20 protein-coding genes are annotated in these 19,106 nt (G+C 40.6%); 7 read left to right on the top strand and 13 right to left on the bottom strand.

Going from position 1 to position 19,106, the window contains the following annotated elements:
- Positions 1–5 precede the first annotated feature (5 nt).
- Together lipA and AWN68_RS12860 are read right to left on the bottom strand one after the other, a co-directional pair.
- Positions 6–887 carry a lipoyl synthase gene (gene lipA, locus AWN68_RS12865; protein ID WP_053223562.1) on the bottom strand — a complete coding sequence of 294 codons (882 nt, stop codon included), beginning with the start codon at positions 885–887 and terminating at the stop codon, positions 6–8.
- 67 nt (positions 888–954) lie between these two features.
- The gene (locus tag AWN68_RS12860; protein ID WP_068416309.1) at positions 955–1,683 is read right to left on the bottom strand and encodes a hypothetical protein; all 729 of its coding nucleotides are present in this window, start codon (positions 1,681–1,683) and stop codon (positions 955–957) included.
- 61 nt (positions 1,684–1,744) lie between these two features.
- Between AWN68_RS12860 and AWN68_RS12855 the strand changes: the two genes are divergently transcribed.
- Positions 1,745–2,149, top strand: coding sequence for an OsmC family protein (locus AWN68_RS12855; protein ID WP_068416307.1), 405 nt, complete (start codon positions 1,745–1,747; stop codon positions 2,147–2,149).
- 76 nt (positions 2,150–2,225) lie between these two features.
- On the opposite strand, the gene ettA is transcribed toward AWN68_RS12855, so the two are convergent.
- On the bottom strand, positions 2,226–3,905 hold the full coding sequence (ettA, locus tag AWN68_RS12850) for an energy-dependent translational throttle protein EttA (protein WP_068416304.1): 1,680 nt from the start codon (positions 3,903–3,905) through the stop codon (positions 2,226–2,228).
- Between the two features lie 104 nt (positions 3,906–4,009).
- Here ettA and AWN68_RS12845 point away from each other — a divergent pair, with 104 nt between their 5' ends.
- The 4 genes from AWN68_RS12845 to AWN68_RS12830 all read left to right on the top strand — a co-directional run bounded on the left by AWN68_RS12845 (position 4,010) and on the right by AWN68_RS12830 (position 8,155).
- Positions 4,010–5,242, top strand: a complete 1,233-nt coding sequence (locus tag AWN68_RS12845) for a DUF349 domain-containing protein (protein ID WP_068416302.1) — start codon at positions 4,010–4,012, stop codon at positions 5,240–5,242.
- A gap of 124 nt (positions 5,243–5,366) precedes the next feature.
- The gene (locus AWN68_RS12840; protein ID WP_015329640.1) at positions 5,367–5,588 is read left to right on the top strand and encodes a DUF2795 domain-containing protein; all 222 of its coding nucleotides are present in this window, start codon (positions 5,367–5,369) and stop codon (positions 5,586–5,588) included.
- Positions 5,589–5,773: 185 nt separating this feature from the next.
- A complete protein-coding gene (locus AWN68_RS12835) occupies positions 5,774–7,528 on the top strand; it encodes a GMC family oxidoreductase N-terminal domain-containing protein (RefSeq protein ID WP_068416296.1) in 1,755 nt (584 codons plus the stop codon).
- Positions 7,529–7,531: 3 nt separating this feature from the next.
- The gene (locus AWN68_RS12830; RefSeq protein ID WP_068416295.1) at positions 7,532–8,155 is read left to right on the top strand and encodes a gluconate 2-dehydrogenase subunit 3 family protein; all 624 of its coding nucleotides are present in this window, start codon (positions 7,532–7,534) and stop codon (positions 8,153–8,155) included.
- Between the two features lie 42 nt (positions 8,156–8,197).
- Here the strand turns inward: AWN68_RS12830 and AWN68_RS12825 are convergent, their stop codons facing one another.
- The 3 genes from AWN68_RS12825 to AWN68_RS12815 are packed head-to-tail and all read right to left on the bottom strand — an operon-like array spanning position 8,198 to position 11,080.
- Positions 8,198–8,845 carry a response regulator gene (locus AWN68_RS12825; protein ID WP_068416294.1) on the bottom strand — a complete coding sequence of 216 codons (648 nt, stop codon included), beginning with the start codon at positions 8,843–8,845 and terminating at the stop codon, positions 8,198–8,200.
- Positions 8,838–10,592: an ATP-binding protein gene (locus AWN68_RS12820; protein WP_068416291.1), complete on the bottom strand. Its 1,755-nt coding sequence runs from the start codon at positions 10,590–10,592 to the stop codon at positions 8,838–8,840. Before AWN68_RS12820 ends, AWN68_RS12825 begins: the two co-directional genes overlap by 8 nt.
- Complete coding sequence (locus tag AWN68_RS12815) at positions 10,592–11,080, bottom strand: hypothetical protein (protein ID WP_068416288.1); 489 nt, start codon at positions 11,078–11,080, stop codon at positions 10,592–10,594. The genes AWN68_RS12820 and AWN68_RS12815 overlap by 1 nt, the downstream gene beginning before the upstream one ends.
- 213 nt (positions 11,081–11,293) lie before the next feature.
- Here AWN68_RS12815 and AWN68_RS12810 point away from each other — a divergent pair, with 213 nt between their 5' ends.
- Positions 11,294–11,509, top strand: a complete 216-nt coding sequence (locus AWN68_RS12810; RefSeq protein ID WP_068416285.1) for a response regulator transcription factor — start codon at positions 11,294–11,296, stop codon at positions 11,507–11,509.
- Positions 11,510–11,798: 289 nt separating this feature from the next.
- Here AWN68_RS12810 and AWN68_RS12805 read toward each other — a convergent pair whose 3' ends face one another.
- From AWN68_RS12805 to AWN68_RS12780, 6 genes are all read right to left on the bottom strand, one after another.
- The gene (locus AWN68_RS12805; RefSeq protein ID WP_068416495.1) at positions 11,799–12,488 is read right to left on the bottom strand and encodes a 3-keto-disaccharide hydrolase; all 690 of its coding nucleotides are present in this window, start codon (positions 12,486–12,488) and stop codon (positions 11,799–11,801) included.
- A 118-nt stretch (positions 12,489–12,606) separates the two neighbouring features.
- Positions 12,607–13,656 carry a sugar phosphate isomerase/epimerase family protein gene (locus AWN68_RS12800; protein ID WP_068416284.1) on the bottom strand — a complete coding sequence of 350 codons (1,050 nt, stop codon included), beginning with the start codon at positions 13,654–13,656 and terminating at the stop codon, positions 12,607–12,609.
- Positions 13,643–14,800, bottom strand: a complete 1,158-nt coding sequence (locus AWN68_RS12795; protein ID WP_068416283.1) for a Gfo/Idh/MocA family protein — start codon at positions 14,798–14,800, stop codon at positions 13,643–13,645. The genes AWN68_RS12800 and AWN68_RS12795 overlap by 14 nt, the downstream gene beginning before the upstream one ends.
- Positions 14,797–16,035: a nucleoside permease gene (locus tag AWN68_RS12790; RefSeq protein WP_068416282.1), complete on the bottom strand. Its 1,239-nt coding sequence runs from the start codon at positions 16,033–16,035 to the stop codon at positions 14,797–14,799. Before AWN68_RS12790 ends, AWN68_RS12795 begins: the two co-directional genes overlap by 4 nt.
- A gap of 32 nt (positions 16,036–16,067) precedes the next feature.
- Entirely contained in the window at positions 16,068–16,844 is a 777-nt protein-coding gene (locus AWN68_RS12785) for a 3-keto-disaccharide hydrolase (protein ID WP_068416280.1), read from the bottom strand.
- A gap of 54 nt (positions 16,845–16,898) precedes the next feature.
- Entirely contained in the window at positions 16,899–17,564 is a 666-nt protein-coding gene (locus AWN68_RS12780; RefSeq protein ID WP_068416277.1) for a 2-C-methyl-D-erythritol 4-phosphate cytidylyltransferase, read from the bottom strand.
- A 94-nt stretch (positions 17,565–17,658) separates the two neighbouring features.
- Here AWN68_RS12780 and AWN68_RS12775 point away from each other — a divergent pair, with 94 nt between their 5' ends.
- Positions 17,659–17,967 carry a hypothetical protein gene (locus AWN68_RS12775; protein ID WP_068416274.1) on the top strand — a complete coding sequence of 103 codons (309 nt, stop codon included), beginning with the start codon at positions 17,659–17,661 and terminating at the stop codon, positions 17,965–17,967.
- An 80-nt stretch (positions 17,968–18,047) separates the two neighbouring features.
- Here the strand turns inward: AWN68_RS12775 and queA are convergent, their stop codons facing one another.
- Positions 18,048–19,094: a tRNA preQ1(34) S-adenosylmethionine ribosyltransferase-isomerase QueA gene (gene queA / locus AWN68_RS12770; protein ID WP_068416273.1), complete on the bottom strand. Its 1,047-nt coding sequence runs from the start codon at positions 19,092–19,094 to the stop codon at positions 18,048–18,050.
- Between the last annotated feature and the right edge of the window lie 12 nt (positions 19,095–19,106).

Below are 19,106 nucleotides of genomic sequence, written 5' to 3'. Positions count from 1 at the left end.
TTTTGTTATACGTGAACGTGTCTTTCTGCGTGGTATGATGATCGAACCAGTGCGCCCGATTCTACATACTTAATTCCTCGTTTTAAGCCTTCTTCTTTAAAGAATTCAAACTTATCTGGGTGAACGTATTCAATTACTTCGTGGTGCATTTTGGTAGGCTGCAAATACTGGCCTAAAGTCAAAATATCAAGCTTTACTTCCGCCAAGTCATCCATTAGTCTGAATACTTGTTCGTCAGTTTCACCTAAACCTAACATGGCGCCAGATTTAGAACGCTTGCCATATTCCTTAATGCGTTTTAACTCTTCTAAACTTCTTGCGTATTTGGCCTGAGGGCGAACCCTTCTATAGAGTTCTTCAACAGTTTCCATATTGTGCGAAACCACTTCCTGACCGGCATCGATCATTCTGTATAGGGCGTCCCAATTCCCTTTAACATCTGGAATAAGTGTTTCTATGGTCGTTTCAGGGCTTAATTTTTTGGTCTCTACAACCGTTTGATACCAGATTTCGGCTCCTCTGTCCTTTAGCTCATCTCTGTTGACTGAAGTAAGCACGGCATGCTTAACCCCCATCAACTTAATCGCTTCGGCTACTCTTTTAGGCTCCTCGGTATCATATTCTGGTGGGCGACCTGTGGCTACTGCGCAAAATGAGCAGCTTCGGGTACATACATTACCTAAAATCATAAACGTGGCAGTACCTGCTCCCCAGCATTCACCCATATTTGGGCAATTACCGCTTTCGCAAATGGTATGAAGTTTATATTGATCAACCAGTTTACGGACTTTGGCGTATTCTTCCCCAATAGGAAGTTTTACACGCAACCAGTCCGGTTTTTTTCTTCTGGTTTCTTTTTCTTTAGAAATTACTGGTAGTTCAATCATCCTTTTCTCCTCTGACTAACAATACCACAAAGGTAAGGCAAAGGTTCCGAAATGGTATGAAAGTAGCTTATCTTCTTTTGCCAAAATAAACGGCAATGAATGCGGCAGAGTAAACATTCTTATTTTCGGCCTCTGGAAGTATGTTGATTTTACGTGTGAAAGCCTCCACAACAAAGCCTGCCTGAATGCCAAAAACCCTATTTTTTGTAGAATTGGTTTCGAAAGTCATTGAGGTTTTGAAATGAAGCCCCGGTACAAACTTTGATTGAAAGAGCCCTTTTAATATCCCAGTTGTTCCATTAATATTATTCACAGAGTGCATGCTTGGGTCATACTGTTCCTTCCTTCCTCTATAATTTACATAGTAAGGTGTTTCTAAGCCAAGCGTGGGGCCTGCAGAAGCCATAGCCGAAATCCTTACCCCTTGTTGTTGTGATTTTTGAAATAACACTTTTTCTCTTCCGTAATAAGGACGGATAGAAATGAGATAATTGGATTTTCCGATAACAAAACTATTTCCTGTAATAGTGGTTTGTCGCGATTCTCTTGGGTGTCGTGTATTAGCCAGTTCAACCCCGTAATGTGCCAAATTCTTTTTGTCAAATGAATTTGAGTGCCGCCAGAATAAGGAACTTATGAGGCCGCTGTTGGAGGCATGAGAGGCTCCAAACACATTTTCAATTTCATACTCTTCGTCTTCAAGTCTTGTGTCAAAGCCAAAATTTGACTGACTAAAACCAGTGTTACAAATAAATGATAACAAGACGACTATAAAAACTTTGGCACTAATTTGCATACTTGGCGTTGTAGCTCTGTTTGAGATTGCTAAATTAACGAAAAAAAATACTGCTTAGTTTATGATCACTGTGAAATCAAAGTATACTGGAAACTTAAGTACCGAAGCTGTTCATGTAAAATCTGGAAATGGTATTGTCACCGATGCTCCTGTAGATAACAATGGGAAAGGCGAGGCTTTTTCTCCTACCGACCTTGTGGCGGCCGCATTGGGTAGTTGTATGATGACCGTAATGGCCATTGCTGGTGAAAAGAAAGGCCTTAACATGGAAGGAATGAATGTGGAGTCAACAAAAATAATGAGCGCGAACCCTCGCAGAATCTCAGAAATTAAACTTGACTTTTTTTGGGAAGAATGCCAACTGAATCAAGAAGACAGAGATTGGATAAAGGAGATTGGTTTGACTTGTCCTGTAGCGCAAAGTTTGCGAGAAGATCTAAAACAGACTATTGAGTTTCATTTCTAGGTTGATGGAATTTGGTTAGAAACAAAAATGCCTCATTGATACATCAATGAGGCATTTTTGTTACAGTTGAAGCTGATTAATTCAGTTTCTTATATTTAATTCTTGTTGGGCCTGAATCTCCTAAACGCTTCTTACGGTTTTCTTCATATTCTGAATAACCACCTTCGAACCAATATACTTGAGAGTTACCCTCAAAGGCTAGAATGTGCGTACAAATTCTATCTAAAAACCACCTATCGTGAGAGATAATTACCGCGCAACCACCAAAGTTATCTAAACCTTCCTCTAATGCTCTTAGTGTGTTCACATCAAGGTCGTTGGTAGGCTCATCGAGTAATAAGAGGTTGGCTCCCTGCTTAAGGGTTAGTGCCAAATGCACTCTGTTTCTTTCTCCACCAGATAGCTGACCTACTTTCTTGTTTTGGTCAGTTCCGTTAAAGTTGAACTTGCTTACATAAGCCCTAGAGTTCATTTCTTTTCCTCCGAGCGTAATCAATTCATTTCCTCCGGTAATTACTTCCCAAACGGATTTGTTAGGATCGAGATTATCGTGCTCTTGGTCAACATAGGCGATGTCTACTGTTGGTCCAACAATGAATTCCCCTTGATCTGGCGTTTCTTTTCCAGTAATCATGTTGAATAGCGTAGTTTTACCAGCACCATTTGGCCCAATAATTCCAACAATACCCCCTTGTGGAAGTGAGAACTCTAGGTTCTCATATAAAAGTTTATCTCCGAAAGCCTTTGCTACATTATGTGCTTCAATCACTTTCGAACCTAATCTTTCCCCCGGTGGAATGTAAAGCTCCAATTTTGCTTCTTTTTCCTTGCCCTCCTGACCTAATAGTTTGTCATATGCGCTCAAACGTGCTTTGGCTTTGGCTTGTCTTCCTTTAGGCGACATTCTTACCCATTCCAACTCGCGCTGTAAGGTTTTCTGTCTTTTTGATTCAGTTTTTTCTTCACCAGCCAATCGCGTTTGTTTTTGGTCTAGCCACGAAGAGTAATTTCCTTTCCAAGGAATTCCTTCACCTCGGTCGAGTTCAAGAATCCATCCCGCTACATTATCAAGGAAGTAACGATCGTGAGTTACTGCAATTACAGTTCCTTTATAGCGCTGTAAATACTGCTCAAGCCAATGTACAGATTCTGCATCCAAGTGGTTGGTAGGCTCATCGAGTAATAAAACATCTGGCTCTTGAATCAACAAGCGGCACAAGGCAACTCTTCTTTTTTCTCCTCCAGAAAGGTTTTTGATTGAAGCGTCTGATGGAGGTGTTCTTAATGCATCCATTGCTCTTTCCAGCCTGCTGTCTAAGTCCCAAGCGTTAATGTGATCTAGTTTCTCCTGAACTTTTCCTTGCTCTTCAATGAGCTTGTTCATTTTGTCTGGATCATCAAGAATTTCGGGGTCAGCAAATTTTGCGTTGATCTCTTCAAACTTGTTCAACAAATCAACAGTTTCTTTTGCGCCTTCTTCTACTACCTGTTTTACCGTTTTATTTGGATCAAGCTGAGGCTCTTGCTCTAGCATGCCTACGCTATACCCTGGTGAGAAAACCACTTCGCCTTGGTATTCTGTGTCTACACCGGCAATAATGCGAAGGAGAGAAGATTTACCCGAACCGTTAAGTCCAAGCACACCAATCTTTGCTCCGTAAAAAAACGAGAGGTAGATATTTTTTAAGACTTGCTTCTGTGGGGGGTAAATTTTATTGACCCCAGCCATTGAAAAAATAATTTTTTCGTCACTCATAGTCTATATCGTTCTATTTTGACGCAAATATGCTAAAAATTATGCTTAGGAATTTCTCGCTTGGGTTATTTAGCTAATTTCGGGCAAAATTCAATCTTAGCGTTTTGGAAGAAAAGGAATACGGGTTTATCAAAGAAGGCAAGGTTTTCAGAAAAGCATTTCTCGATTATGCCGATAAGGAGATCGGGGAAGTGAAGGAAACTGAAGAAGCTGCAGTGCTTTATTATACCGAACGTTTTGCATTGGCGCAGACCAAAGTGAATGAGGTAGAAGAGAAAATCAACGGGACTGAAAACAAGGGTTCTTACCTTATGAAGGTACTTCACCTGAAAGAAACCTTGTGTGATTTTGACGCGATCGGTGATTTTGAAGCACTCTATCACAAATTGGATTTGTTGGAAGAGCAATTGAATGGCTTTATTCATCAGAATCGATTGAAGAATCTGGAAATAAAAACCGCTTTGTTGGCCGAGTTAGAAGAAGCCGTTAAAAGCAGTGAATGGAAGTCCGCTACTGCCGAAGTAAAGGAAGTACAGCGCAGATGGATTAAAACAGGTGCTGTTGACGATGCGGAGAAAGAACGAATAGAAGGAGGCTTCAAAGTAATGTTGGACGGATTTTTCGAGCGTAGGGCTGCATTTTATGCTGATCTCGAAAAGATGATGAAGGACAAAGAGTCTAATTATCAGGAGTTTATTGATGGGGCCGAAAAGCTCAAAGAGATAGAAAGTTATACTGTTCTGGTTGAGAAAATCAGAACGCTGAAAGAAGAGTGGAAAGATTTAGGTAGAATCAAGGCCGAAGTTCGTACTGAGTTCTGGAATAAGTTTCAGGTCATCATTAAGTCGGCTTTAGCGAAAGCAAAAAAAGAAGGAAAGGCCAAGGTTGGAAACAAGAAGGAAAACCTAGAAAGCCGTACCGAATTCTTAAAGGAACTGATCGTTCTGAATGAGAAAATAGCGCCAGTTGCTAATGTAAAAGAGCTGAGGGATAAATGGAAGTATTTGGGACCTGTAAGTAGGTCTGAAATGGATAAGCTTCAGGGAGATTTTCTATTTTTGATCGACCAAATTGCGGAAAAGCAGTTCATTGAAAGCTTGATGTATAAGAAGCTAAAAGGCAAGCAAAACGAGGCTGATAAAGAAAGAGTTAGACTGAAAATTGCCTATGATTTACTTCACAGAGATAGGGCTGAGCTTTCTACTTTTCAAGAAAATTTAGAAAAATTTAACACGAGCTCGGGCTTAGATAAGCTGATTGGGGGCAAGCTTGAGCTTCAAGAAAGGAAGGTAAAAGTAAAAGAGGAGATTTTGCGACAGTTTAAAGCTGGTGCATAGCTTTAAAAGTCAGGTAGTTGTCTTTTTGAAACAGCCTCTTTTTTAATATTAAAATAATTGAGTGCATAGGTTTGATTTTTAGAGTTTAATTCATTCTTTTGCACGCCATTAAAAAAGATAAGAAATGTATTGGACACTTGAACTAGCTTCTTACTTGGAAGACGCCCCTTGGCCTGCGACTAAAGATGAGTTAATTGACTTTTCTATTAGATCGGGAGCCCCACTTGAGGTGGTTGAAAACCTCCAGGAATTAGAAGACGATGGTCAGCCTTATGAAAGTATCGAAGAGATATGGCCTGACTATCCCACAAAAGACGATTTCTTTTTTAACGAAGATGAATATTGAAAAGCAACCCCGGTAATTCGGGGTTTTTTTTGCTTCATGCCTTTTTGCCCCTTAAAAATTTGAGTCGGCAATTTCCTTCTGGATCATTGTCGCTGAGATTACGATTGATATTTCTTATATTTCTAGTCGGTCAGTAAAGCCTCTTCGGTTTAACTGCGCTATTTTTTGAAATAAAAAGGAATTGAATGAATCTAAACCTAAAGTCTAAGGAACAGCGAACCTATGATGCAATAGTCGTTGGCTCTGGTGTAAGTGGTGGCTGGGCTGCTAAGGAACTCAGTGAAAAAGGGCTCAAAACCGTAGTGATAGAGCGTGGTCGTAAAATTGAGCACATCAAAGATTACCATACCGCCAACATGGACACTTGGGATCTCCCTAACCGCGGTAGAACCAATCCAGAAATAATCGAAAAAGATTATCCGAAACAGGATAGGACAGGCTATACTACAAATGTAGCCCATCGTCATTTCTTTGTAAAAGATTCTGAACACCCTTATCAGGAAGAAAATACACGTTTCGACTGGATGCGTGGTTATCATTTGGGTGGCCGTTCCCTTACTTGGGGGCGCCAAAGCTACCGGCTGAGTGATATAGACTTTGAAGCAAATAGTAAAGATGGTTTTGGGGTGGATTGGCCTGTTCGGTACAAAGACATTAAACCTTGGTACGACTATGTGGAGCGCTATATTGGCGTAAGCGGTGAAAAGCGTGGTTTTAAGCAATTGCCTGACGGAGAGTTTCTTCCCGCTATGGAAATGAACTGCGTTGAAAAAGATTTTCAGAAGGCAGTAGAAAGCAAATGGAATAATCGTTGGGTGACTGTGGGACGAACTGCCCATTTGACTGAGGCGCTCAATGTTAACCAGCCAGACCATAAAAATCCGGGTGCTCGAAGCCAATGCCTCATGCGAAACCGCTGTATGCGTGGCTGTCCCTATGGTGGTTATTTTTCTAGTCTTTCTTCCACCCTACCTGCTGGTGTGGCCTCTGGAAACCTTAGGGTGATTACAGATCAGATTGTAAGTGAGGTCATTTATGATGACAAAACAGGAAAAGCCACTGGCGTTAGAGTAATAGACCAGAACACCAAAGAGCAAACAGAATTCTACGCAAAAGTAATTTTCCTATGTGCTTCGGCCATTGCTTCTGCAGCCATTTTAATGCAATCGAAAAGTGAGCGCTTCCCAAATGGACTGGGCAATGATAGCGGTGAATTAGGACATAATATTATGGACCATCACCTTGGCGTTGGCGCAAGTGCTAAAGTGGAGGGGTATGAGGATAAATATTACAAAGGCAGAAGGCCGAATGGCTTGTACATTCCTCGGTTTAGAAATTTAGGAGGAGGTTCCGATGTAAAAAACTTCGTTAGAGGGTATGGTTATCAGGGCAGTGCTTCCCGCCAAGGATGGGGTAGAAACATAGCCGAAATGAATAATAAAAGGGTTGGGGGAGCAGTAAAAGATGCTTGGATGACACCTGGAGGCTGGACGATCGGCTTTATGGGTTTTGGCGAGACCCTTCCGCAGCATAAAAATCATATGCGATTAAATTACGAAAATCTTGATGCATGGGGTTTGCCACAAGTGATTTTTGATGCTGGAAATTTTCATGAGAATGAATATGAAATGCGGAAAGATATGGCCGCTTCAGGAAAAGAAATGTTAGAAGCGGCAGGTTTTAAAAATGTAGGAAGTTATGACAATGGGCCAAATATGGGCTTAGGTATTCATGAAATGGGCACGGCCAGAATGGGGCACGACCCTAAAACTTCGGTACTCAATAAATGGAACCAAGTGCATGCCTGTAAGAATGTATTCGTCACCGATGGTTCTTTCATGACCTCATCGGCATGCCATAATCCGTCTTTGGGGTATATGGCCTTTACCGCTAGGGCCGCTAATTACGCTGTAGATCAAATCGAAAAAGGAAATCTATAAACCATGGAAAGAAGAGAAGCATTAAAAAACTTAGGATTCGGATCGATGGCTTTGTTTACCTCAACAGTTTTTTTTGGAGCGCTGCAAGGTTGTGCTTCTGCCACCGAAGTGGACTGGGAGCCTGCCTACTTAAGCTCAGAAGAGGTAAGCCAACTTGGGAAAATTTGCGAGGGAATTATGCCTAAAACAAGCACGCCAGGGGCTATCGAAGCGGGTGTGCCTAGTCATTTAGATTCCGCTTTAGCGAATATTTACAAAGACCGAGAGGCAGAGTATTTCAAAAGAGGGCTCAATGTTTTTGTTGCCAATTTTGACGCAAATCAGGAAGTGAGTTTTGATAAAGCCACCATCGAACAAATGACGGATGTGATTAGCAGCTACTTTGATAAATACGAGGCAGATAAAGATATCCTCAGAAACTATCGAGCCGAATTCAGAAAGGAAGGAGTGAAGGACGATGTTTTTGTTGAAACCTATTTTGTGACCAACGTGGTTGATTCTACCATATGGAGTTATTTTTCTTCAGAATTAGTAGGAAAAGAGGTGATGGCATACGACCCTATCCCTATGAAGTATGAGGGCTGTATTCCTTATGAACCTGGCCAAAAAGCTTGGTCGAATGTTTAAGAATTCAATTCCGCTCTTTTAGAGTGGAATTTTTTTGTTCAATTAAAGTTCAATTACTTCGTTTTGAATGGCCCATTTTACAAGCCCCACAGAATTTTTGAGTTCTAGCTTGAGCATAATATTCCCTCGGTGACTTTCAACTGTGTGGGTGCTAATGGAAAGTTCGTCTGCAATTTCTGTTGTGGTTTTTTCCTGACAGATCAGTTGAATGATCTGAATTTCGCGTTTGGTTAGTAGGTCCTTTTTTGAAAAACTGCTCGATGACTTTTTGTTATCGGCATCAAAAAAGGTAGACATCAGCATGGGGTCAAAAAAATTTCTTCCTTCCATCACTTCCGAGATGGCTTTGAGGATATTCACTTTACTCGAATTTTTTAGGAGGAAGCCAAATGCTCCATTTTTGATCATGCGTTTGGCAAGTCTGGGGTTATCATGCATACTCAAGGCAATCACTCGGATTTTTGGATAGTGTTTGTTGAGGTATGCTGTGCACTCTAAGCCATCCATTTCGGGCATATTGATGTCCATCAATACTAAGTCGACAGCCTGAGATTCGACTTTGGTAATTACCTCTTTGCCATTTGATGCCCCTCCTATAAACTCAAGGTGATCAGTGGTGCTGATGATGGCCTCTAAGCCATCAATAATTACTTGATGATCGTCTGCTACTAAAACTTTAATCTTATCCATGCTGCAATGGGATGTTTATTCTGAAGCTTACGCCTTTTCCATCTATGCTATCAAATGTGAGCCTCCCTTTCAAAATATCGATTCGCGAAGCGATGCTCTTGAGGCCCAATCCATTCTTAACATTCGTTTTGTCAAAGCCAATTCCGTTGTCTTTGTATTCAATTATATATTCTTCCTTCAGTTTTTTCATTTCAACTTGAATGCTAGAGGCTTGGGCATACTTGAGCGTGTTGTTCACTAATTCCTGAATCACTCGATAAATAAGTACCTCACTGGATTCTTCAAAATCGCCATGTTCATAACTCAGTTTTTCTTTAATTTCTATTTGAGTAGATGCTGTTACATTATCAAAAAGATCTAGCATAGCCTCTTCTAAGCCCAATTTGCTTAAGCTGGCGGGTACCATATTGTGCGAAATTCTGCGTACTTCAGAACAGGCATTATCAATTTGACCCAACGAACTTTGAAAGGCTTCTTTGTCCTCTACCTTGTCTTCAAAGTTACTCAAGCGCATTTTTACACTGGTAAGTAGAACACCAATTCCGTCATGTAAATCTTTGGCTACCCGCTTTCTTTCATTCTCTTCACCCAAAATCATCGCCCTTAAGTTTTCCAACTTTTTGCGTTGAATTGTTCTTGAGAAAAGGAGGTAGCTAATGATTAAAAGCATAATTAAGCCAACCGCAATTCCGCCAAAAATTTTGGCCCTTTGGGTAGCCCAAACAGCTGTTTCTTCAGCCTCGTCCAGTTGTTTATCGGTTCTGTAATCTTCAGTAATTTTGGCCACAGATTCTGTCCTTTGATTTGCTAAAAAGCCTACCACCGTGTCGTAACGAAGCTTTTGATAGGATAGTGCCTTTTGATAATCTTCTAGACCTTCATAGGCTTGGGATAACCGCGAATAGACTGCCATATATTTTTGCCAATCTCCGTTAGATTTAAGCAATTTGATATTATTCTCCAAGAGCGGAATGGCTTCAGAAAAACGTTGTTCGCTTATCATGGCTTGGGCTATTGAATTTGCTGTGTTGATTTGGGAAATAACCTGATGGGTCTGGTCATAAATAGTTTTAGCTTTCTGCAAAAAGTAGATGGCGCTATCACTATTGTCCAAGATAACGTAGGCCGAGCCCATCATATAATTTATGTTCGCGATAAAGGTTGCATCAGTATCACTTTCTATCAAGGAAATGGCCTTACGGTAGTTTTTTATTGCTTCATTACTTCTTTGTGTTTTGAAGAGTAGGTTACCGATAGAGTAGTAAGATTTTAGCATGTCAGCGTCAATGCCGTTTTTTTCTCGGATCCTTCTGGCGCGGTTGAAAAAATCAAGGGCTTGGTTGTTCTCTTGAAGGTTAAGGTAAATAGTGCCTATGTTGTCCAAAACGTCCCCTTCTATTTTTGCATATTGAATTTCGTTTTCAATATCCTTAAGCAGCGATGTATAGACTGATACCGCACTATCATAATTGGACACAATAGTTAAATAACGGCCTTTGATTTTTTGGTAATTTACTCTGTCATTTTTCTCGAGTGAGATTCCATCAAGCTTACTCAAATAATATACTGCCGAGTCAATATCTGTGAGCACTAGTGTTTCTGCCAATTCAATAGCAGTGCTAGGTTTATTATGTTGAACATATGCTTGCTTAAGGCTATCGATTTTTGACGATTGCCCGAAAGTAAAATAAGGTGTTATCAACAAAGTGATTACACCTATTAGTACAACAATTATAGACCTAAGCATTAAGTAGTCGGTGGTGGAATTGTAGTATCACACTCTTTAGTAAAGAACTCAGGCATAAATGCCAAGGTAGAGTCGCCTGCTAGTGGGAGCCTGTTGTCTCTGTTGGCTAAATTGTATTCAATTTTATCTGACTCGCTGATCTTCATATTGAACTTGAGTGTTTTACTTCCAAGCTTCACATTGAAATAATAAGTTGCTCTTATGACAGAATAGCCGACATCTTTTTTGAAGTTCGATTTAAAAGTTAAGGTTGAATTTGGTGGCATTTTGTCAAAAACATGGCCGTTTTCGAAGCCGCCTTGGCTATAAACATTCAGGTTTTTGAAGATGTATAGAAAGTGCATTGGAATATAAACTTCCTTCCCAATGACGGGTCTGTTGGGCGCAAAAATAATAAAAGGCATGTGGGTAATAACATCCTTGGGTAGACCTATGAATGTTTCCATTTCATAGCCCATTGGGATCTTTGTTGTTTTTGGATCTTTCATGTTGAATTGTTTTGATTGATTTTGAATGCTTCAAGGAATGTTTCTTACAAAATATGCATCCATATACTTTGTCATAGATACAAGATAAAACCATTCCTGATCACAATATAAACTTCGTCTGGCGGAAAACCACTAGTTTTTTTTTCAGTCTAAAACCTTGAGAGAACTGGGCGGTAGTTTGATGTACTTTGACTTGACTAAAAACAGAGACTTATGCATCACCTAGAACTACGTCTGGATTTCACGGCTAGGGAATTCGAGATCATTAACCTTCTGGCTGAAGGGAATAGCGCAAAAGAAATTGCTGACGAGTTATTTGTGTCAATTGATACAGTGAAAACTCACAGAAAAAATATTTTAAGAAAATCAGAAGCACGAAATACAACGGATTTAGTTGTGAGGTGTATTCGTACAGGGATAATTCAATAATTGCATCATGACAGAATCACATACAATTTTTACCACTAAGAAAGATGGAGATCGTCAGGTTATAAAGGAGTTAAATAGACAACATTTTCCGTTTGGGAGTATACTAAAAATCATTAACACCCATTTTGAACTGCTTTTATTTATTACCGTTCTCGTCTCAATCTTGGTTAAATCAATTTTTTAAAGAAAACTATTCTTAGTAGTGTGAGAGTAGGGAGTCGAGGTGTTTGACAGGACATCCTCAACCAGTCAACCAGAGGGCATTTTCTACCGAAGATGCCCTCAATTTTTACAACTCCCTCAACCAAATGTTTCGGAATCTTACTGGATTTCCGTGGTCTTGAAGAATAATGGCGCCATCGCCATGGGCGGAATTTTTAGGGAAACCAATGTATTCTGTGGTGCCCAAAAGTCTTTGGTGGTTTTGAATGACAACTCCATTGTGGATAACGGTTACATAACCATCGGCTACTTTAATCCCATCCTTATTGAACTGCGGAGCTTTATAGATGATGTCATAAACATTCCATTCACCTGGTGCAGCGGTAGCATTGACTAGCGGAATGCTTTGCTTGTAGATAGAACCCGCTTGTCCATTCGAGTAGGTTTTGCTTACATAACTGTCTAAAATTTGCACTTCATAGCGCTCTTGTAAGAAAACGCCTGAGTTTCCTCGGCCTTGGCCTTCGCCTACAATTTCCGTTGGAGCACTCCACTCAATGTGTAGCTGAATATCGCCAAAGGTTTTTTTAGTCATGATATCGCCAGTACCTCTAGCTACTTCCATGTAACCGTTTTCTACTTTCCAGCCTGCAGGTTTGTCTTCGTTACGAGATTTCCATGCATTGAGGTTTGAGCCGTCAAAAAGTACAACAGCATCGGAAGGGGCACCTCCATTTTTTGCTGGATTAACTTTTTGAGGAACGGGTTCCCACACTTCTGTCGCTTCTGGATTAGTGATCTGTGCAGAAGCCGACATTTGTGTCAGTAAAAAGATAATCACTGCAAGGGCATGTGTTCCTACAAATGCTTTGGTAATCCATTTTTGTGAAAAAGCCAAAATAGGATAAGGAGCGTTGGTTTGGGTTCTTTTCATGTTAGTCTAGGCCTAATAGTTTTTTAAATTCTTCATCGTTAATTCCAGAATCTGCGAAATCATCAAAGTTTTTTTCTGTGGCTTCAATAATGAATTGATCAATATATTGAGCACCTTCTCTTGCACCTTGCTCAGGCGATTTAATGCAGCATTCCCATTCTAATACTGCCCAGCCATCATAGCCATGTTGGGTTAGTTTTGAGAAAATGCTTTGGAAATCTACTTGGCCATCGCCAATAGAACGGAATCGTCCTGGGCGTTCTCTCCAATCTTGATAACCGCCATATACTCCCGATTTCCCTGTTGGGTTAAACTCGGCATCCTTCACATGGAACATACCAATGAACTCATGGTAGTGATCGATGTAAGTGAGATAATCCAATTGCTGAAGCACAAAATGGGAGGGGTCGTAAAGCATTTTTACACGGTTGTGTTTTCCGGTAGCCTCATAAAACATTTCAAAGCTGATGCCATCGTGAAGATCTTCGCCAGCATGTACTTCATAGCAAAGGTCTACTCCGTTTTCATCAAAATGATTGAGGATAGGCAGCCATCGGTTGGCGAGTTCAGCAAACCCTTTTTCGATTAAGCCTGCAGGACGTTGCGGCCAATTATAGAAATAGGGCCAAAGCAATGCGCCTGAAAACGAAGCATGAACTTTTAATCCCAAATTCTTAGAAGCGACAGCCGCTTTTTTTACTTGATCTATGGCCCAAAGGTTTCGCTGTTTGGCGTTCATTCCTTTTGGTGCAAAACCTTTAAAAAGTTCTTCATAAGCAGGGTGAACTGCTACTAGTTGTCCTTGCAGGTGGGTAGAAAGTTCACTGACTTCTAAACCATGATTGGCCAAAGTACCTTTCAACTCATCACAATAAGTTTTACTTTCGGCAGCTTTGTCTAGGTCAATCAGGCGGGAATCCCAAGTAGGGATTTGCACGGCTTTATAACCCAAATCACTAGCCCATTTCGCAATACTATCTAAAGAATTGAAAGGGGCTTTATCGTCTGCAAATTGTGCCAAAAAAATGGCTGGTCCTTTAATTGTCTTCATGCTCATCCACTATTTCTATCCAACTGTTTCCGTTTTGGGTAGATTCCAAAACCGCTTCAATAAATTTCATTCCTCTTACCCCATCATGAATGGTAGGAAAGGCGCCTTTCCTGTATTCTTCACCCCGAATGGCTTTGGCCGCTCCGTTGTAAATATTGGCCATAGAATCAAAAATCCCTTCTGGATGGCCAGGTGCCATTTTTGTGCTTTCTTTAGCGAAATCACTATTATAAACATGGCCCGGTTTAAAAACCTGAACGGGCGTATCCTCTTGTAAAAAATAAAGGAAGTTCGGATTTTCTTGTTCCCATTTCAGCGCTCCTGTTCTACCATAAACCGCAATTTTGAGATTGTTTTCTTCCCCCGTAGCAATTTGACTAGCCCTAACAATACCTCGAATTCCATTTTCAAAACGCAATAAAGCCGTTCCATCAATGTCTAATGCGTTGTCATCGTATAGCGTGCTCAAGTCTGAGAGTACTTTGGTGGTTTTTAAACCTGTGGTGTACTCAATCATGTTAAATGCATGCACTCCAATATCACCCATACAACAGCTTTGTCCTGCTTTTTCGGGATCTAATCGCCAAACGCTTTTACGCTTTTCCTTGTCGTGAATGATTGGGTTAATCCAACCTTGGTAATATTGCGCATCTACTTTTTGAATGTCGCCAATCATGCCTTCAGCAATCATGGTTTTCATTTGGCGTACCATGGGGTAGCCCGTATAAGTATGTGTTAAGGCAAAAACTACTTTATGTTTGGTTACTAATTGCTCTAACTCTATGGCTTCAGCAGTAGTGTTGGTAACTGGCTTTTCACAAATTACATGAAAGCCCGCTTCAATTAATTGCTTGGCCATGGTGTAGTGAAGGAAGTTGGGTGTGACAATCACAACCACTTCAATTCTCTCCGACTTTGGTAAGTTATTTTCACCTGCTATAAAAGCATCAATGGTCGCATAGGTTCTAGAAAGATCGAGGTCTAGTGTATTCGCGAAATCAAGTGCTTTCTGATGGTCAGTATCGAAAGCGCCACCGACTAGGGTGTACTTCTCACCCATATAGGCGGCAATTCGGTGTACTACCCCAATAAAGGAGCTACTACCGCCCCCAATCATCCCTAGCTTAATTTTGTTTTGACTCATTTTTCTTCGTAGTGTATTTCTTCGTTTTTAAAAGTGGCTGCAAAAATTAAGAATACCAATACTGCGAACCCTGCTGGTAATAACCAGATATTCTTCCACTCATGAACATCACCAACGGTATAGAATTCAGAGATTTGACCAGCCACCCAAAAGCCGATTAACATACCAACACCATAAGTGGCCAAGGTAATTAGGCCTTGTGCAGAACTCTTGAATTTCTCACCTGCTTTTGAATCGGTATAAATCTGCCCCGAAACAAAGAAGAAGTCGTAGCAAATACCATGTAATGCAATTCCAGTAATCAGCATCACAACGAGTTCGTCCGAGTTACCAAAAGCAAACAGCACATAGCGGAGTGCCCAGGCTAACATTCCGAAAAGGAGGGTTTTTTTGATACCGTATTTCTTAAGAAAAATAGGAAGCAGGAGCATAAACAACACTTCTGAGATTTGTCCGATGGTCATTTTTCCCGTTGGATTACTTACTCCAATCTCAGCCAAAAATGGGTTGGCGTTTTGATAGTAGAAGGCCAGTGGGATGCAGATAAGCACAGATGAAAAGAAGAATACAGCAAAGTTTTTATTCGTTAAAAGCTTGAGTGCATCTAGTCCTAATATTTCTTTAAGAGTTATTTTCTCTCCTTTTACTACACTTGGAGGGGTTTTAGGTAAAGTGAAACTAAAGAATCCTAAAATTGCCGATGCAATTGCGGTCATTAGGAAAGTGTTTTTCAGCATACCCGAAGCAATAGACTCTTGTGAGTCCCACGAGAAAATAAAGCTGATTACTAGACCCGCTAGAATCCACCCAATTGTTCCCCAAACTCTAATTCTTGAAAATTGCTTTGAAGGGTCACTCATGGTTCTGAATGCCACTGAATTCACTAAAGCCAATGTGGGCATATATAAGACCATGTAACCGAGTACATAAGGGTAGAAAACCTCGAATTCGGTGGTTTCTGCCATTAAATACATTAATACGGCTCCGGCAAGATGCAGAATACCAAGAATTTTTTCAGCGTTAAAATAACGATCGGCAATTAAGCCAATGATGAAGGGGGCAATGATTGCTCCCCAAGATTGAGTTGAAAAAGCTTGGGCAATTTGACCATCTGTGGCATTAATGTTATTGCCTAAAAAAGTGCCAAGGGTAACAAACCAGCCACCCCAGATAAAAAATTGTAGAAACATCATTATGCTGAGGCGCGTGGTGATGCCAGAATTGGTTGCATTCATAGTCAGTATATTAGATTGAGTAGTACAAGGTATTAATCTTTCGATAAATCTTTGATGAGCACTTTCCTGAATTGAATCGGGTGACTTTCGCTTTGAAGCCCGATGTAACCCTTGGTCAGTGGAGTGCCATTTACTTTCACTTCTGGTTTAAAGCCAGAAACCATTCCATCGCCCACAACAGGTTTGGAGTAATGAATCACGGTGTCGCCTTCCACAATATGCGCAATGTATTCATCGCCCATCACCAACAAATCAATGCTAACCCATTGGTCGCCATCGAACGTAGGTCCTTCAATGGTCTGGCAATGTTGTGCAATCAGCTTGCCGTCCATTTCTACATGAGTACCGGGGGTACAAAGGTTGCCGGTTGGACGAGGGCCGTTGCCTAAGCCACCTAAAAACTGGGCTTCTAGAGAAATCGGGAAATCCTGATTGAGGCCCATACTTTCAGCAGATTGAGAATGAAGCATAACTCCACTATTTCTTGTAGCCCAACCTTCTCCGCCATTGGCTTGCTCGCCAATAAATCGGTATTCAATGTGTAATAAATATTCTGAAAAGGGTTTCTCATAAATGAGTATGCCAAAACGGTTGTTGAAGGTGTCATATTCGTCATAGCCTACGGTGATCATTCCGTCTTCTACCCTAAAAGTATTTCCGAAATTGTCACCAGCCTCATAGCCTCGGATTTTGGGTGTCCAGCCTGCTAAGTCCTTGCCGTTAAATAATTCGATCCATTCGTCTTCCTTTTGGCAAGAAGAGCTAATGAAAATAATGGCCAGTAGTAGTGTTAGTTTGGAGTGCTTCACATCAAAAAATTAAGCCAATAAGTTAATGATTTTCTACACCATTTCAACTGAATGTTATCCGTTCAGAATGGCGTTTGCCATAATTAAATCTTCTGCGGTAGTGATTTTGATGTTCTTGTAGTCTCCCTCAATCAAATTAATTTTTTCACCCATGCGCTCTAATACTGAGGCGTCATCGGTAAATGCATGGTCTTCTTTTACTTCAAAGGCCTTTTTAATGAGTTCGATTTGAAAAGTTTGAGGGGTTTGAATGAGTTGGTATTGGTTTCTGTCAACCACTTTGTTGTTGTCGCCCTCTATAAATCGAATGGAGTCTTTTAGCAGAACACTGGTTACTGCATTTCCTTTTTCTGCGGCTACTTTAAAAGATTCTTTAATGATTTCGGTGGAAACAAAAGGGCGGACTCCATCATGAATCGCTACCAAGCCATTGCCATGAATCGCGTTGAGTCCATTTTTTACTGATTGAAAACGGCTATTGCCACCATTGACGATTTGGTGCTTGATGGTAAATTTATGCTTTTCACAAAGCCCTCTCCAAAAGGGAACTTGAATTTCGGGCAGGACTAAAATCAGCTTTAAACTTGCAAAGGCCGAAACGTATGCTTCTATGGTATGCATCAGAATGGGCTTGCCGCCAATTTCAATAAACTGCTTAGGAATATCAGACTTCATTCGGGTACCACTCCCTCCAGCTACTATGATGGCGTATTTTTGCATATTCTAAATTTACGAAAACGAATTAATTGCTCATTACCTCAGAAATGTTTATCTCTGTATCAATGGGTTTATTCAAGGGCAGAATTTAGTGAATATGATTACAGATAAAAAACTTCGACAATTACTTTTAGAGAAAAGCCAAAAGAGCAAATGGCCTTTGCAATTGGCGATGTTCACCATTGTGTTTGCGTTTATATTGGCGTTTATAGAATTTGCCACTTATGGATTTACTATGGAAGGGCACACGAGTAACGATTTGTTGAAGGTTATGGCTAGGGGAGCAGTTGTGGCTTTTCTTATGACAGTGGTTCGCTTTGCCAGAACCAATTACCTACTCAAGAAATACAAAGTTGAGTTGGACGCCTTTGAAAAAAAGCAAGCCGAAGTCGACAAGCTCTTCTAATAACAGAAAAGCCTTCCCCAGTATAATACCAGAGAAGGCCTTTGTCTAAAGTCTATTATCTAAACTCTAATTTCTACACATTAGATAATCAACATGGCATCGCCATAGCTGAAGAATCTGTATCCTTCTTTTTGAGCTACTTTATAAGCATTCATTATTTTATCATAACCAGCAAAAGCGGCTGCTTGCATTAACAAAGTAGATTCTGGCAAATGGAAGTTTGTAATCAAAGCGTTACAGATTTTGAATTCATATTCAGGGAAAATGAATTTGTCAGTCCAAGCTTCGTTGGCTTTTAAACGGCCACCAGCAGAAACAGACGATTCCAAAGCACGCATTGAAGTTGTTCCAACTGAACATACTCTTTTCTTATTGTCTAAGGCTTTATTCACTGCATCGGCAGTAGATTGAATAATGGCGTAGTTTTCAGAATCCATTTTGTGTTTGGTCAGGTCTTCTACATCTACTTGACGGAAAGTACCTAAACCGATATGAAGTGTTACAGAAACGATGTCTATACCTTTAATCTCCATGCGCTTCATTACCTGCTTAGTGAAGTGCAAGCCAGCTACTGGAGCTGCTACGGCACCTATGTTCTTAGCATAAATGGTTTGAAAACGCTCTCTATCTTCTGGCTCTGTTTCTCTCGTGATTGTACGTGGAAGCGGAGTTTCACCTAAGGTGTCGATGGTTTTGTAAAATTCTTCATCAGTTCCGTCAAATAGGAAACGAATAGTTCTACCTCTTGACGTAGTGTTGTCGATTACTTCGGCAACCAATTCGCCTTCTCCAAAATAGAGCTTGTTACCCACTCTTATTTTTCTAGCAGGATCAACAAGAACATCCCAAAGGTGCATTTCTGGGTTCAGCTCTCTGAGCAAGAAAACCTCGATTTTAGCACCTGTTTTTTCCTTCTGGCCGTAAAGGCGCGCAGGGAAAACTTTGGTGTCGTTGTTCACCAGCACATCACCTTCTTCAAAATAATCTACAATATCCTTGAACATCTTGTGTTCGATCTCTCCGGTATCGCGATGCAAAACCATTAATTTTGACTCGTCTCTGTTTTCGGTAGGATACTTTGCAATCTTATCTTCAGAAAGCTCGAATTTAAATGCTGATAACTTCATTCTTTATTTACT

The sequence above is a fragment of the Roseivirga echinicomitans genome (genome assembly GCF_001592935.1).
Lineage (GTDB): Bacteria > Bacteroidota > Bacteroidia > Cytophagales > Cyclobacteriaceae > Roseivirga > Roseivirga echinicomitans.
This window is presented reverse-complemented; position numbering and strand designations above follow the sequence as displayed.